The organism is Glaesserella parasuis, from assembly GCF_002015085.1.
Lineage (GTDB): Bacteria > Pseudomonadota > Gammaproteobacteria > Enterobacterales > Pasteurellaceae > Glaesserella > Glaesserella parasuis.
Genome location: NZ_MUXW01000019.1, coordinates 50217 through 65323, shown reverse-complemented (window position 1 = coordinate 65323; position 15107 = coordinate 50217). Strand labels below are relative to the sequence as shown.

Annotated in this window: 16 protein-coding genes, 1 tRNA gene and 1 pseudogene; 5 read left to right on the top strand and 13 right to left on the bottom strand. The window is 40.1% G+C overall.

Going from position 1 to position 15107, the window contains the following annotated elements; translation table 11 throughout:
- Window positions 1-19: 19 nt before the first annotated feature.
- Both B0183_RS06490 and B0183_RS13110 read right to left on the bottom strand, forming a co-directional pair.
- Window positions 20-475 carry an ISAs1 family transposase gene (locus tag B0183_RS06490; protein WP_412459327.1) on the bottom strand — a complete coding sequence of 152 codons (456 nt, stop codon included), beginning with the start codon at window positions 473-475 and terminating at the stop codon, window positions 20-22.
- A complete protein-coding gene (locus B0183_RS13110) occupies window positions 451-708 on the bottom strand; it encodes a transposase family protein (RefSeq protein WP_234888058.1) in 258 nt (85 codons plus the stop codon). Before B0183_RS13110 ends, B0183_RS06490 begins: the two co-directional genes overlap by 25 nt.
- A gap of 162 nt (window positions 709-870) precedes the next feature.
- Between B0183_RS13110 and B0183_RS06485 the strand changes: the two genes are divergently transcribed.
- A tRNA-Thr gene (locus B0183_RS06485) sits at window positions 871-946 on the top strand.
- Window positions 947-982: 36 nt separating this feature from the next.
- Here the strand turns inward: B0183_RS06485 and ffh are convergent.
- Window positions 983-2365 (bottom strand): signal recognition particle protein, encoded by a 1383-nt coding sequence (gene ffh, locus B0183_RS06480; RefSeq protein ID WP_078208538.1) that lies wholly within the window; start codon window positions 2363-2365, stop codon window positions 983-985.
- A 306-nt stretch (window positions 2366-2671) separates the two neighbouring features.
- Here ffh and B0183_RS06475 point away from each other — a divergent pair, with 306 nt between their 5' ends.
- Window positions 2672-3649, top strand: a complete 978-nt coding sequence (locus tag B0183_RS06475) for a DUF1852 domain-containing protein (protein ID WP_021111403.1) — start codon at window positions 2672-2674, stop codon at window positions 3647-3649.
- A 22-nt stretch (window positions 3650-3671) separates the two neighbouring features.
- The gene (locus B0183_RS06470; protein WP_021114331.1) at window positions 3672-4706 is read left to right on the top strand and encodes a methionine synthase; all 1035 of its coding nucleotides are present in this window, start codon (window positions 3672-3674) and stop codon (window positions 4704-4706) included.
- 61 nt (window positions 4707-4767) lie between these two features.
- Here the strand turns inward: B0183_RS06470 and B0183_RS06465 are convergent, their stop codons facing one another.
- A complete protein-coding gene (locus B0183_RS06465) occupies window positions 4768-5295 on the bottom strand; it encodes a GNAT family N-acetyltransferase (protein WP_021112901.1) in 528 nt (175 codons plus the stop codon).
- A gap of 85 nt (window positions 5296-5380) precedes the next feature.
- On the opposite strand from B0183_RS06465, the gene mioC reads away from it, so the two are divergent.
- Window positions 5381-5824: an FMN-binding protein MioC gene (gene mioC, locus B0183_RS06460; RefSeq protein ID WP_005711085.1), complete on the top strand. Its 444-nt coding sequence runs from the start codon at window positions 5381-5383 to the stop codon at window positions 5822-5824.
- Window positions 5825-5937: 113 nt separating this feature from the next.
- Here the strand turns inward: mioC and cysE are convergent, their stop codons facing one another.
- From cysE to folB, 5 genes are all read right to left on the bottom strand, one after another.
- Complete coding sequence (gene cysE, locus B0183_RS06455; RefSeq protein ID WP_078208537.1) at window positions 5938-6756, bottom strand: serine O-acetyltransferase; 819 nt, start codon at window positions 6754-6756, stop codon at window positions 5938-5940.
- Between the two features lie 2 nt (window positions 6757-6758).
- A complete protein-coding gene (gene gpsA / locus B0183_RS06450) occupies window positions 6759-7769 on the bottom strand; it encodes an NAD(P)H-dependent glycerol-3-phosphate dehydrogenase (protein ID WP_021114335.1) in 1011 nt (336 codons plus the stop codon).
- A gap of 333 nt (window positions 7770-8102) precedes the next feature.
- Window positions 8103-8819: a two-component system response regulator ArcA gene (gene arcA / locus B0183_RS06445; RefSeq protein WP_021118562.1), complete on the bottom strand. Its 717-nt coding sequence runs from the start codon at window positions 8817-8819 to the stop codon at window positions 8103-8105.
- Between the two features lie 177 nt (window positions 8820-8996).
- Window positions 8997-9890, bottom strand: a complete 894-nt coding sequence (gene cdd, locus B0183_RS06440; RefSeq protein ID WP_005710890.1) for a cytidine deaminase — start codon at window positions 9888-9890, stop codon at window positions 8997-8999.
- A 98-nt stretch (window positions 9891-9988) separates the two neighbouring features.
- The gene (folB, locus tag B0183_RS06435) at window positions 9989-10336 is read right to left on the bottom strand and encodes a dihydroneopterin aldolase (protein ID WP_078208536.1); all 348 of its coding nucleotides are present in this window, start codon (window positions 10334-10336) and stop codon (window positions 9989-9991) included.
- 76 nt (window positions 10337-10412) lie between these two features.
- Between folB and plsY the strand changes: the two genes are divergently transcribed.
- On the top strand, window positions 10413-11024 hold the full coding sequence (gene plsY, locus B0183_RS06430) for a glycerol-3-phosphate 1-O-acyltransferase PlsY (RefSeq protein ID WP_021118563.1): 612 nt from the start codon (window positions 10413-10415) through the stop codon (window positions 11022-11024).
- An 83-nt stretch (window positions 11025-11107) separates the two neighbouring features.
- Here the strand turns inward: plsY and rsmG are convergent, their stop codons facing one another.
- The 4 genes and pseudogenes from rsmG to B0183_RS12725 form a co-directional block, all read right to left on the bottom strand.
- Window positions 11108-11719, bottom strand: coding sequence for a 16S rRNA (guanine(527)-N(7))-methyltransferase RsmG (gene rsmG, locus B0183_RS06425; protein ID WP_062924124.1), 612 nt, complete (start codon window positions 11717-11719; stop codon window positions 11108-11110).
- Between the two features lie 10 nt (window positions 11720-11729).
- Window positions 11730-13277: a class I SAM-dependent DNA methyltransferase gene (locus B0183_RS06420; protein WP_062924123.1), complete on the bottom strand. Its 1548-nt coding sequence runs from the start codon at window positions 13275-13277 to the stop codon at window positions 11730-11732.
- Entirely contained in the window at window positions 13264-14184 is a 921-nt protein-coding gene (locus B0183_RS12730) for an ATP-binding protein (RefSeq protein WP_234802042.1), read from the bottom strand. The genes B0183_RS06420 and B0183_RS12730 overlap by 14 nt, the downstream gene beginning before the upstream one ends.
- 54 nt (window positions 14185-14238) lie before the next feature.
- Window positions 14239-15048, bottom strand: a pseudogene (locus tag B0183_RS12725) (AlbA family DNA-binding domain-containing protein); the annotation flags it as partial.
- Window positions 15049-15107: the final 59 nt, after the last annotated feature.

Here is a 15107-nt window from a genome sequence, read left to right as displayed (position 1 = left end):
ATGTTGTCCATTTTTCAACCTACATGCCGAGCAACAGCTCATCTCGAAATTCATCTGACCAACCAGCAGCGGTCAATTTCCCTTTCATACTCTGCTTTTTCGGGTGTAATCGAGCCAAGTTCAACGCTAATCGACGCAAGATTGCCAGATTTTCCGCACCCCATTCATCGGTCACAGCACATTCGTCTTCTTTATAGACCACATCTAGCACCCAATGGGCTTTGTTTTCCACTTCCCAATGCCCTCGCACGCACTTCGCCAATATTTGAACATCAACATCCAAACTACTGATATAAAAGACTTTTTCTTGCGATTCTTTGCCATTATCTGACCGCTTGCGACACACCTCCAACATCGATTTTATCCCCTTCCATTCCTCCGCTTTGCTCAGCCAATCACTCACTTTCAGCTTACGGTAGTAACGCTCATCAATTCGACGACGTTCCGCATTTACCTCCTCAAACGTCTCAAGCATTTAATGCGTTTTATTACACGAGCGATAGTATCATCGACAGGAATACCACACTCAAAAGGACGATATTTTCGCAACCAATCCAAATGTAATTCGCCAAAAAGTTTGATTTCAGTCCAGCTGTTTGCCCCCGAAATCACGGCACTGACGACGAGAAAAACGATGTCTAAAAAGTGGTGTTTTTGATTATAGGCTTGTGGGTCGGATAAATTTTCAAAAAAACGAAAAACGCTCATTTTACAACCTGATTTGATATGGATAATTAAGGTGTATTAGATCATAAATTTGAGAAAGATGTGATCTTGCCCTGCAATTTTTTATCAAATTAGACAGGTAGAGCTTGCAACTTTAACAAAAATAACTACAATACACGCTCTTTTCAAGACATCTTATCTAATGCCGACTTAGCTCAGTAGGTAGAGCAACTGACTTGTAATCAGTAGGTCACCAGTTCGATTCCGGTAGTCGGCACCACTGTTATCTATATCTTATACATCTTGTTCAATAATACTATCTCTTTCCAAACATTCCACCTAAACCACCAAGACCACCGCCCATCATTCCTTTCATACCACGCATCATTTTCGCCATACCGCCTTTACGCATTTTTTTCATCATACGTTGCATTTCGTCAAACTGTTTGAGCAGTTTATTCACATCTTGCACTTGCGTACCTGAACCCAACGCAATACGGCGACGGCGTGAACCTTTGATAATGTCTGGATTAGCACGCTCTTTCAGGGTCATTGAGTTGATGATTGCTTCCATTTTGATGAACATTTTGTCATCGACTTGATTTTTAACGTGATCCGGTAAATTCTTCGCCCCAGGTAATTTATCAAGCATCGACATCATACCGCCCATTTTTTTCATTTCCACCAGCTGTTCACGGAAATCATCAAGGGTAAAATCATCGCCTTTCTTGAATTTTGCCGCCATTTTTTCGGCTTTTTCCTGATCGACAGAACGTTGTAAATCCTCAATCAACGACAGCACATCGCCCATACCTAAAATGCGTGAAGCGATACGATCAGGGTGGAACGGTTCAAGGGCATCGGTTTTCTCACCAACCCCTAAGAATTTAATCGGTTTACCAGTAATTTGACGAATAGATAACGCCGCACCACCACGAGCATCACCATCGACTTTGGTTAAAATCACCCCTGTAAGCGGCAAGGCTTCATTAAAGGCTTTTGCCGTGTTTGCCGCATCTTGACCTGTCATTGCATCGACAGTAAACAAGGTTTCAATCGGGTTTAACACCGAGTGAATTTGCTGGATCTCTTCCATCATCTCGCCATCAACGTGCAAGCGACCTGCGGTATCGACAATTAACACATCAAAGAAATTGAGCTTGGCGTGTTTTAATGCCGCTTCTGCAATATCAACCGGTTTTTGCGAGGTTTCTGCCGGGAAGAAATCGACTTTTAATGCTTCAGCCAACGTTTGAAGCTGTTTAATCGCCGCTGGACGATAAACGTCGGCAGAGACCACAAGCACTTTTTTCTTATGGCGTTCTTTTAAGAATTTCGCCAATTTACCAACAGACGTGGTTTTACCCGCACCTTGTAAACCAGCCATTAAAATCACCGCTGGCGGTTGGGTGGCAAGGTTCAGCCCTTCGTTTGCTTCTCCCATCGCTTTTTCAAGCTCAGCTTGCACGATTTTTAGGAACTCTTGCCCTGGTGTTAAGCTCTTATTGACTTCTTCACCAATAGCACGCTCTTTGACTTTATTGATAAACTCACGTACCACAGGCAAAGCCACATCGGCTTCTAACAACGCCATACGCACTTCACGCAGGGTATCTTTAATATTATCTTCGGTTAAACGCCCTTTCCCCGTAATGTTTTTTAGGGTTTTGGATAGTCTGTCGGATAGGTTCTCAAACATAATCTTTTCTCTATTTGCAAAATTTAGTTCAATTTGACCGCTTGTATCCCCCCCTTCCGCCTTCGGCACCTTCCCCCGCTTGCGGGGGAAAGGAAGTCAGGGATGAAATGTTGGCATTATACAAAAAAAGAACGAAAGAGGGGGTTATATCTTTGCATAATCTTTGATTTCTCAATATGAACTATATCTCCCTCACCATCAAACTTGAATTATTTTCATAATAAACACCAAAATCTATCATTTTTATTCAATAGAAAGTTGTGATTTAATTCACATTATCTTAACAAAATGAGTAGGAAGAATAGAATGACAACCCAATTCCAATGCCGTGTGCATACTGAAAGATTTGATGAAAACTATGAACCAGCGAACAGCACTCGCTTAACCACCAACTTTGCCAACCTTGCCCGTGGCGAGAACCGTAAAGAAAACCTGCAAAACGCTATTGCAATGATCGATAAACGTTTTAACGATTTGGCGAACTGGGATAATCCCACTTCGGATCGTTACTCCGTCAATTTGGATATTGTTTCGATTGATATTGATGTAGAAGGTACAGGCAAATTTTTCTCAGCGTTAGAATGGCTCAAAACATCTGTGATTGATAAAAAAACGGGTAAAACCATTGACGGCATTGTGGGCAACAGCTTTTCTTCTTTTGTGCGTGACTACGATTTTAGTGTGTTACTGATCGATCACAACAAAGATAAGCCTGAATTTACCGTGCCGGAAGGCTACGGCGATCTGCACGGCAAATTGTTCAAATATTTGTTGGCTTCACCTGAATATACCGCACAATTCAAAAAGCCACCAGTGATCTGCTTGAGCGTAGCAACCACTCGTACTTACCACAAAACGACCAATATTCACCCGATTTTGGGCGTGGAATATGAACAAAACGACTACTCGCTAACCGATGCCTACTTTGCAAAAATGGGCTTGAAAGTGCGTTACTTTATGCCACCAAAATCCGTCGCACCCTATGCGTTCTATTTTGATGAAAAAGCGGACTTGCTGAACGACTATACCAACATTGAGCTAATCAGCACCATTGCAACTATGGAAGCGTTCCAGAAAATCTACCGCCCAGAAATATATAACGCTAACTCGGTGGCAGGGCAGGTTTACAAACCTAGCCTGACGAGTAAAGATTATTCTCTGACTAAAGTTGAATATGACCGTGTCGAACGAGCTCAACTTGCCGTCCAACAAGGTAAATATGCCGAAGAGCATTTCATCAAGCCTTATAAAACGGTGTTAGACGCTTGGTTAAATGAAAAATAATAAATAAAGGACAACATAAATAATGAGCAAAATTCTTTTACCTACTTCTACTGCGGGCAGTCTGCCGAAACCCTTTTGGCTTGCTGAGCCTGAAAAACTATGGTCTGAGTGGAAATTCAGTGGTGATGAGCTGTTACAAGCGAAACGTGATGCGTTGTTAATTGCTCTTGCGGAGCAAAATGCAACTGGAATTGATATTGTCAGCGATGGCGAGCAGACCCGTCAGCACTTTGTGACAACTTTTATTGAACATTTAGAAGGCGTGGATTTTACCAAGCGTGAAATCGTGCGGATCCGCAATCGCTATGATGCAAGTGTACCCAGTGTGGTTGGAACGGTTCGCCGTCCAAAATCTGTATTTGTAGAAGATGCGAAATTCCTACGCCAGCACACCGATAAGCCGATCAAATGGGCGTTACCTGGCCCTATGACAATGATCGACACGCTGTATGATGGTCACTACAAAAGCCGTGAAAAATTAGCTTGGGAATTTGCCAAAATTCTCAATGAAGAAGCAAAAGAGTTAGAAGCGGCAGGCGTGGATATTATTCAATTTGACGAACCCGCATTTAACGTCTTTTTTGACGAGCTTAACGACTGGGGGGTAGCGGCACTAGAGCGTGCGGCGGAAAGCTTGAAGTGCCAAACGGCTGTGCATATCTGCTATGGCTACGGTATCAAAGCTAACACCGACTGGAAGCAAACACTCGGCAACGAATGGCGTCAATACGAAGAGAGCTTCCCGAAACTGCAACAATCTAAAATCGACATCATCTCACTTGAATGCCAAAATTCAAAAGTACCGATGGACTTGCTCGAATTAGTGCGTGGCAAAACCGTGATGGTCGGGGTAATTGATGTTGCCACCAACGTAGTCGAAACGCCAGAACAAGTCGCAGATACGCTCCGCAAAGCGTTGCAATTTGTTGATGCAGATAAACTCTACCCAAGCACCAACTGCGGAATGGCACCTATGCCACGCCACATCGCTCGTGCAAAACTCAATGCTTTGAGCCAAGGGGCTTCGATTGTAAGAGCGGAGTTGGTTGGGAAATAGTGAAAATAAGCTACTGAAAATTTTATGGGCGGACACATCGGTCCGCCCCTACAAATATATATTACAACACCTCAATCCAAAACCGTTTCATTCTTTTGACTTGATTGAGCTCAACAATAGACTCAAACTTTCCACCGTTATTTAAAATCACCTTTTCAGAACCAACATTACTTTTTTCACAGGTAATTAGCACTTTATCCAAGCCCAGCGTTTTTACCTTTGCTAAAGCTAATTTCAACATTTCCGAGCCGTAGCCTTGCTTGCGAAAGTCAGGGTGTATGGAATACCCGATATGTCCGCCAAATTGTCGCAGATAGTCGTTATTGAGATTGTGGCGGATATTAATTATTCCAACCACTCGATGTAATTGTGTATGCCACGCAAGATAGGTCGAGTCTTGCACCTTGTTAAATCCCCAAGCGGTCAGATAGCCTTCAGGTTGTGCTAAATAATCCAGCCATTGAGAGAAATCATCAAATTTCTCTAACATTGCTCCGCCATCAATTGCATTATTTGAAAAAGCCTGTCGATATGCCATCACTTCTGCTTGATATGTTTTATTTGGAACTAACAATGTAATACGGCTCATATTCTCTTTCCTTGATGTAAAACTGCTTTATTCTTTATAACAATTCTTCTAGAATAAGTCGATTTTTTTACAATATGAGTATGCTATGTCGAAATCTATTTGTATCATCACCGGTAGCACCTTAGGCGGTGCGGAGTATGTCGCCGATCATCTCAATGATGTTCTCACTGAACAAGGCTATCAGGTTGGGCTGTTTAACCAAGCCGAATTAGCCGATATTCAACATCAAACTGCCCTGTTAGTCGTCACATCAACACACGGTGCAGGAGAACTGCCTGAAAATATCCAACCCCTTTTCCAACAACTTGCCGAAAGCAATCTTGATCTCAGCCAGATGAAATTTGGGGTTGTCGGATTAGGCAGTTCCGATTACGACACTTTCTGCAATGCCGTCAATCTTGTTGAACAAGGCTTAACTGCCAAAGGGGCGACACAAGTATGCGAATCTCTACGCATTGACGTGGTGAATAATTTTGACCACGATGGAAGTGCGGAAGAATGGCTTCCAGCTTTTACTTCAACCTTATAACAAGGACTAAACTATGAAAAAGCTACTAGGTACTCTCTTTATGTTATCAGTGAGCATATAAAATTTAAGGGGCTGACGTAGATTAGCTAGCATACTAATCTAGGTCAGCCCCATTATTTAATATCTATCTCAATTGATCTATTGGTATCATCAAAATATTGATTCATTTCAAAAGCGGGTTTTTGTTGTTGAGAATGCCCAATAATTCGAGCAGGGACACCAGCTGCAGTGGCATATTCAGGCACCGCTTGTAATACCACCGAATTTGCCCCAATTTTTGAGTAACGACCAATCTCAATATTACCTAAAATTTTAGCCCCAGCCCCAATCATCACGCCTTCACGAATTTTCGGGTGGCGATCTCCGTGTTCTTTACCTGTACCACCTAGCGTTACACCTTGCAAAATAGACACATCGTTTTCGATCACCGCCGTTTCTCCCACCACAATCCCCGTGGCGTGGTCTAACATAATGCCACAACCAACACGAGCCGCAGGGTGAATATCCACATCAAAAGCAACAGAAATCTCATTTTGCAGATAAATAGCCAACGCTTTTCGCCCTTGTTGCCACAAATAATGGGTAACTCTATAGCTTTGCAAAGCGTGATAGCCTTTGAGATAAAGCAAAGGCGTACTCCATTTATCGACCGCAGGATCTCGAGTACGAACAGCTTCAATATCGCAGGCAGCACTGGCAATAATTTGCGGATTTGCTTGATAGGCTTCTTCAATGATCCCTTTCAATGCAATCGCTGGCATAATCGCATTTGCCAGTTTGTTTGCCAAAATATAGCTTAACGCATCGCCTAAATGATGATGTTTCAGAATGGTTGCGTGAAAAAAACTGGCAAGCATCGGCTCACTATTTGCAAGCTCTTGTGCTTCATTACGAATATTCTGCCAAATAAGATCAAGCGGTTGGTTTGTCATCTTTATTCCCCTTTTCGTTCACGACCTAAAAGCGTTTTAGCAACATCACTGGCGTGCTTGCCACAGAACAACATCTGATAAATTTGTTCCACAATCGGCATCTCAATGCCTTGTTTTTGAGCCAGTAAATAGGCCTCTTTGGTATTATAAAACCCCTCAACGACCTGCCCAATTTCAGCCATCGCCTCTTGAGCATTTCTCCCTTGTCCAAGCATTAAACCAAAACGGCGGTTGCGAGATTGATTGTCGGTACAGGTTAGCACCAAATCACCAAGCCCTGCCATACCTATAAAGGTGGTGGGATTTGCCCCTAAAGACAGCCCTAGACGACTAATCTCTGCTAATCCCCGTGTAATTAATGCAGTGCGAGCATTTGCCCCAAAGCCCATTCCATCTGAAATCCCTGTACCAATCGCAATCACATTTTTAATCGCCCCACCGAGCTGTACGCCAACCATATCACTATTCAAATAAACCCGAAAGGCTTTTGAGCAATGAATACGCTGTTGCATTTCATCGGCAAACTGAGGATCAGTGGAAGAAAGAGCAATAGCAGTCGGTAATCCTTGAGCTAACTCTTTTGCAAAAGTCGGTCCAGAAAGCACCGCTAGCGGATAGCGATCACCTAAAATTTGCAAAGCCACTTCTTGCAACAATCTTCCAGTGTCTCGCTCTAACCCTTTTGTCGCCCACATAATACGATGTTCAGAAGTTAATAATGGTTGAATTTGTTGTAGAACTTCAGAAAAAACGTGGCTAGGCACGACAATTAAAATATCTTTTGAGCGAGTTAATGCCGTTGCAAGATCGCTTTCAATCTCTAATGGCTCTGGAAATGGAATACCGGGTAGAAACTCCTCATTCATACGCCTTACAGCCATTTGAGCCATTTTTTGCGGATTATGTCCCCAAAGGTATGTTTTATGCCCATTACGAGAAAGTGCAATCGCCAATGCAGTGCCGTATGAACCGGCACCGAGTACGGTAATGGGGGCTGAATATATTTTTTCCATAAAAATATCTTAATTATTTATAATATACTTATTAACTAATTTATATATGATAATCTCTAAAAGAGATATATTACAGTTATCAAATAAATATTTCACCTAATGATTCATGGGTATAAAAGAAGTCTTTATGATTTTTAACGATTTTACTCATTTATGGAGTAAATTTAATAATGACGAAGAATATCTTAAGGAAGGTCTAATAATATGTAAGACTAACTAGCCATGATGCTAAAAATGCAATAAGACTATTCCTATTGCATTCTCTCTAAGTTTCCATAACTATTAAAATGTTTATATATTAGACGTGTGACCGTATTTTTTAATTTTTACTAACTAAACGAACTCCCCACAGAACCGATACCCTTCACCGTGAATAGTCACGATAATTTCTGGGGTATTTGGGTGATCTTCAAAGTGTTTACGGATACGACGGATCGTCACATCAACGGTACGATCGTGAGGTTTCAATTCACGTCCTGTCATTCGTTTTAACAGATCTTCACGTGTCTGGATTTTCCCTGGATTTTCACAGAAGTGAAGTAAGGCTCTAAACTCACTACGAGGAAGTTTAATTACCTCATTTTCAGGGTTAATCAAACTGCGACTATTTACATCTAAGGTCCAGCCATTAAAGCTATAACTTTCGGTATGATGTGGATCTTTGACTATTTTGTCTTTTTCCTCCATTGTGCGTTGTAGTAAATTTCTTGCACGAATGGTGAGTTCACGAGGATTGAACGGCTTAGTAATGTAATCGTCAGCCCCGATCTCTAGCCCTAAAATTTTATCCACTTCGTTATCACGTCCAGTCAAAAACATTAATGCAATATCGGTGTTTTCTCTAAGTTCTCGAGCAAGCATTAAGCCATTTTTGCCTGGTAAATTGATATCCATAATCACAAGGTTAATTTCGTGATTATCTAAGATGATGTTCATTTCATTGCCGTCAGTGGCTTCAAATACATCATAGCCTTCCGCTTCAAATACGCTTTTTAATGTACTTCTCGTAACAGCTTCATCTTCAACAATAAGAATTTGTGGATTTTGCATTAGATTACCTTCAGTTTGTTTGAATTGCTCTGCTACTATGACTACGATAGCGAACAAATGTTGCAAAGTTGTAGTATTTTATCTCTGTTTTTTAGCATCATAAATACATTATTTTACATTTCTTTAGCTTCAATCAAAATCTGCTAAGAAATATTCGCGATGATCTTAACATTATTGTTAAAGTTTGACATATTCAAGCGGTAAGTTAAGTAAGTTTTTTACCAAACTCTCGGTCATTGCTCGATGGCTGAGTACCGCATATTTTTCAGCAAGAATAACCCTTGAAATTGTCACACCTTCTAAACCTTGCATTCGACGGAAATTTAAAGCACTTTGTAACGGCAAGAAACTTGGATTGAATGCCGCATTTTCTGCATAGCGTCCCGTGATAATCTGTTCACCACACTGTAATGCTACCCCACTCACCGCTTTACTATAAGGCGCATACGCAAGATTTGCCGCCGAAATTGCCGCTTGTTGTAACGCATCGCCACTTGCTTCAAAGCCATTTTGTTGAGGATCGAATAAAACCTTGTCAATCTGTAAATCTTTTGGTCCAAAAGCATCTGGCAGGTAACTGTGTAATAAATTATTTTGACTATGTGGTAAATGAATTTTTAGTTGTTTAGCACTATTGAGTTCATTCATAAATTGGCGACAGTGTCCGCAAGGAGTGTAGTTTACCACCATATCGGTTAATGCAGTTTCCCCTGCGATCCAAGCGTGTGAAACGGCACTTTGCTCTGCGTGAACAGTTTGTTGCATCGCATCGCTCTCAAATTCTTGATTTGCCCCAAAATAGAAATTCCCTGATTTGCCAATCGCCACAGCCCCTACAAAAAAATGAGAAACAGGCACTCTAGCGTAGCAAGCCGCAATAGGTAAGCATTCTAAAGCAAGTTCGACAGGGGATAGGTTGAATGTTTGACAAAATGTGGTGACCTGTTCTGCAGAAAAGTATGCTTTATTGTTTTGTCGAATTAACTGCTCCACAACCGCTTGAACAACAGGGCTTTGTTTTTCTGCAACAAGTTCGATTAAACGTTCTTGGATATCGATCATTGTAGACATAGAATGCTCCTTTATGCTAAAAATTAGGGGCGAAAATTATAATGAGAAATCAATGGGATAACTGTGATCTAGATCGCATTTAGTAATAATAGTACGCTTTATCGTTCAACAATTACACCAACACTTGAGGCTTGAGCAACTGCTTTAGGCTTGTGTAATTCAATGCGTAATGATTTCACTCCAAACTCGTGTTGCAGTAGTTTGGCCACTCGATAAGCAACGGTTTCAACCAACTTAAACGGTGTATTTTCAACAAAATCAAGGATCTTTTGTGAAACTTCCGCATAACTTAAGCAGTACTGTACATCATCATCTGCGACAGCTCGGCTAAAATCCCACGCCATTTCAATATTGAAAACTAAACGTTGTTTAATGGTATGTTCCCACTCATAAGCCCCAATAGATGCAAAAACGGTGAGTTCGTGAATAAAAACTTTATCAGTCATCGGATCTTTCCTTGTTTTTCTTTTTGAAAGTTAAGGTAAAATATAGCACAAAGTAAGCAACAAATAAGGGGAAAAAATGAGCGTTATTGCTTATTTACTGATTTTAGGGGCATATTTGCTTGGTTCTATTTCAAGTGCCGTCATTTTTTGTCGATTAGCAGGACTACCCGATCCACGAGAACACGGATCACATAACCCAGGGGCAACAAACGTCCTACGCATAGGCGGAAAGTTATCGGCATTAGGTGTTTTAATGGCGGACATCTTAAAAGGTATGCTACCTGTTTCTCTTGGTTTTTATTTAGAACTGCCAATTTCGGTGATTGGCTTTATTGCTTTGGCAGCTTGTCTTGGACATATTTTCCCCGTTTTCTTTAAGTTCCAAGGTGGCAAAGGGGTTGCAACTGCCTTTGGAGCAATCATTCCAATGGGCTATTCAGTTGCTGGATTAGCGGTGGGAACGTGGTTGTTCGTTTTTTTGATTTCTGGTTATTCATCGCTAAGTGCAGTTATTACAGCATTGATCGTTCCACTTTATATTTGGTGGTTTAGCCCTGAATTAACATTCCCTGTCGCATTAGTTTGTTGTCTATTAGTCTATCGCCATCACGATAATATTCAGCGTTTGTGGCGAGGGCAGGAAGATAGGGGTTGGAAGAAAAAACATAGTAGACAAAATGGTTACTAAAAGTTGAATTAGCACTATATTACAAGGAATTAATCTACTTTTTGAAAACTATTTTGTCTATTACACTACCACTGTACCTATTATTATCTATTCAATACCACCAAATGTCGCTCTCCAACTAACTCAGGTACGTTCAATTTAATTATGTCCACCAACTCAATCGGTTTGCCCACTTCTGCCAACTCTTCTGGCTGATATTGTCCTTTTAACGCATAAAAATGACCGCTTGTATTCGGTAAATGGTAGCACCAATCAACCATATCATTTAGAGAGGCAAAAGCTCGGCTTAATACGCCGTCAAATTGTTGCTCTTGATACTCTTCAACCCGACTTAACACAGGTGTTACATTAGTCAGTTTTAGCTCTCGAATAGCATTTTTGATAAAGGTAATACGTTTGCCTAAGCTGTCTAACAACACAAACTGTTTGTCGGGATTAGCTATCGCCAGCGGAATACCCGGTAACCCCGGACCTGTTCCCACATCAATAAACTGTTGCCCCTGTAAATGTTGGCTTACCACAAGGCTATCCATAATATGCTTAACCAACATTTCATCAGGATTACGCACAGAAGTGAGGTTATACGCCTTGTTCCATTTATCCAATAATTTCACGAAATCAACCAACTGCTGTTTTTGCTGATCGGTCAAAGGAATGTTTGCTTGACGGAGCAAGCGGTCTAATTTGGCTAACATTTTGTTTATCCTATTTTGTGGTTAATTCTGCGAATAGTTCATCTAACCCTGCAAGGGCTGCTTCCAATTCGGCTTTTGCTTCCGCAATCAGCTCTTCTGGCTCAGGCAAATCTTCACTGCTAACAGCAGCATTATCTTTAAGCCAGCTAATATCTAAACTATCGCCTTTTACATCACGAATATAAGTACGATCAAAACATTTCCAACGGCTATTTTCCGCTGTTTGTTCCCCTTCGGTATAGCTCCACTCCCCTTCTTGGCGAGCACTCAAAATCGTCATTATATTCGCCTTATTGACATCAAGCTCGGTCGGATTAAATACCTTTTCAAAGGCTTCAAGGTATTTTTCTGTAAACGGAGTACGTTTACCAAAGCTCGGCATATTTGTACGTAAATCATAAACCCACGTTTTTTGAGTTGAATTTTCCGCATCGTTACTGACTTTGTCAAAAAACAGCACATTAGTTTTCACACCCTGAGCATAAAAAATCCCCGTTGGTAAACGCAAAATCGTATGCAAATGACATTTATCCATTAAATCTTTGCGAATATCCGTCCCTTTACCGGCTTCAAACAAAACATTATCCGGCAACACTACCGCCGCGCGTCCACCTTCTTTTAAATTACGATAGATATGCTGCAAGAAAGCCAGCTGTTTATTAGTCGTTTCAAAGGTTAAATCATCACGGGTTATCGCCGCATCACCGCCTTTACTGGTGCCAAATGGCGGATTCGCAAGGATAATATCAGCAGGTTTTAAATTTTTGCCTACATCACCTAAGCTGTTACCTTGAATAACCGCCCCTTCTGAACCACCTTCAATACCGTGTAATAAACAGTTCATTAACGCAAGGCGACGAGTATTGGTCACTAACTCCACCCCTTTAAAGGCTTCGTGAATTTGAAAATGACGATCTTGTTCGCTTAAATCAAAATAATCATCGGTTTTGTTGCGCATATATTGGTCGGCAGCAATCAAAAAGCCGGCTGTTCCAGCGGCAGGATCTTGAATTACCTCTCCAACCACGGGGTTAATACAACGCACCATCAAATTAATCAATGCACGTGGCGTAAAATATTGCCCTGCACCTGATTTCGTTTCAGTGGCATTCTTTTCAAGCAATCCCTCATATAAATCGCCCAAACCATCTTTTTGCGCCGAGAACCAATCCATTTCATCAAAGTTACGCACTAATTGCTCTAAATGCTTTGGTTGCGTTAATGAGGTTTTTGCATTGGCATAAATCGCTAACAATAACGGGTTATTATGAACGATCTCATCATTTTCTTTACCCGTTGAAAGCACAAGCAACATACGGCGATAGTTATCTAAAAGATTGATACCTGATTTACCGCTTAAATCTTCCCAACGGCAGCCTTCGGGTAATAACGGTTTAAATTCCGTTTTCTCTTCAATAAATAATTGCTCTTTTTCGTGCACCATTTTAATAAACAGCAACATCACCAATTCGGTTAAATAGTCGTTGTAGTTAATGCCATCATCACGTAGCACATCACACAAATTCCAAAGTTTTTGGACTATTTCATTGTTTGTCATTAATAATTCCTTTTTCGGTCAGCCATTCTCTGCCTTTATCTGTTGTTCGATAGGCTTGCTCTGGATGATTTGGTTGTTCGGGATAAATATAAGTGAGATACCAACTATCAATTAGTTTTTTCAAGTAATTTTTGGATACATATTGCTGATTTCTATTTAATTTTTCAGCAATAAACTCTGCTGAACAAGGCTGTTCTAAACACAACATTGCAATCACTATACTAATTTGTCCAAAAGAACTTCTATTACCTAAATCCTCAAGTAACTCATCTAACTTAGTAGGTTTATCATCTAACTTAGTAGGTTTATCATCTAACTTAGTAGGTTTATCATCTAGCTTAGTAGGTTTGTCATCTATATTAGATGCTAAGTCTGATAGCAGATAAAAAGTATATTGTCCTTTTCCAAACTTATCTAAAAGATGTTTATCTCTTAACTTACCAAGTAATTTACTTGCTGCTAATGTATCAAGACCTGATATTTCCCTTAGGCCTGAATTATCAACAAAACCCGTTTCTCGAGCTAATACCAACGCAACAGCTTCATTATCCGATAAATTATATTCTGAAAATAATTTTAGCCATTCTAATTGCTCTTCACGCATCAAATGTTGTAACAACAGTGTCGCTTTAAATTGATTATTATCTTGATTACTGTGAAAAATAGGTGGGCTAAGTTTTGCCTTTTTTAGCAAGGAACGCATAGTGTTTACACCACTACCTTTTGTTTCTGCAAATTTTAAATCATACAAAACCGCAGCAATTAATGGGTTTCGAGTAATAGATTTTGCATTTCCTAAATCTTCTAATGGTTTTAAAGAATATCCTGCATTTTGTAATTCAAGACGATTACTAAAGCGATTAACTTGCGAGGGCTGATTTACAGCATAATCTCTATTCATAACCATATTAACCACCGCTTCACGCACAACTTTTTGTGGTAAAAATGGTCTATCTGTTCTTTATAAAGCATTTTCTTCCAAATTAAAATATTCTGGTATATCGTCTAAGATCATTGCTTCTAAACGAGGTATTAAAGTCAATAGAGATTCTCTAAAATCTTTGGTGTAAAGAAAACGCTGTTCATCATCGATCCATTGAGAACCTCGATGCCTAATATAATCCACTCTAATCATTGGTAAATGTTTTCTTAATGCAACATTTGTACCAAATAACAATAACCCCGCAATATTTGGCTGAATAGCACCATCTTTTTGGCGAATTAAATTAAATGTATCAAGTAAAGTCACATCATCATAATCTAACTCTGGAGAGTCTTGTCGCACTTTCCTACGTAAACGACGATACTCCTCTATTTTTTCAGGATCAATATCATCCCAAGTAACATTGGGTAAAAACGTATTTTCGTAAGAAAGCCCTTGTTTTTGAGAATAAATGCTTTGTAACTCATCTACCGTGGCTTCATAATCTCCATTAAGTCCTCTTCGCCAAATGCCTGTTTTAGTAAAATTCTTTTTATTTTTTCCACTAGATAAAAAGCTACAAGGTTTAGAAGCTGGATCTAATTCAAATACTTTTACAGCAATTACCGTTTTATTTTCAATAATTGCCATTCCTGCATCAATATTAACTACAACTTTAAATTGATTACGACAATTTGTTAGAATTTGATCTAATACACGATCAGAGTCAGAAACACCTGAAACCCAATAATTTTTATGCTCATCATCAGGCTCACTAACTCCTAGTAATAAATAACCATATTCCAAACCGACTTCATTTGCAAAAGCACATACTGTTTGCATAACTGAATCACTAACAGTATCTGAACATCGTTTAGCTTATATTCGTTGGCTTTCACTTTCTTGCA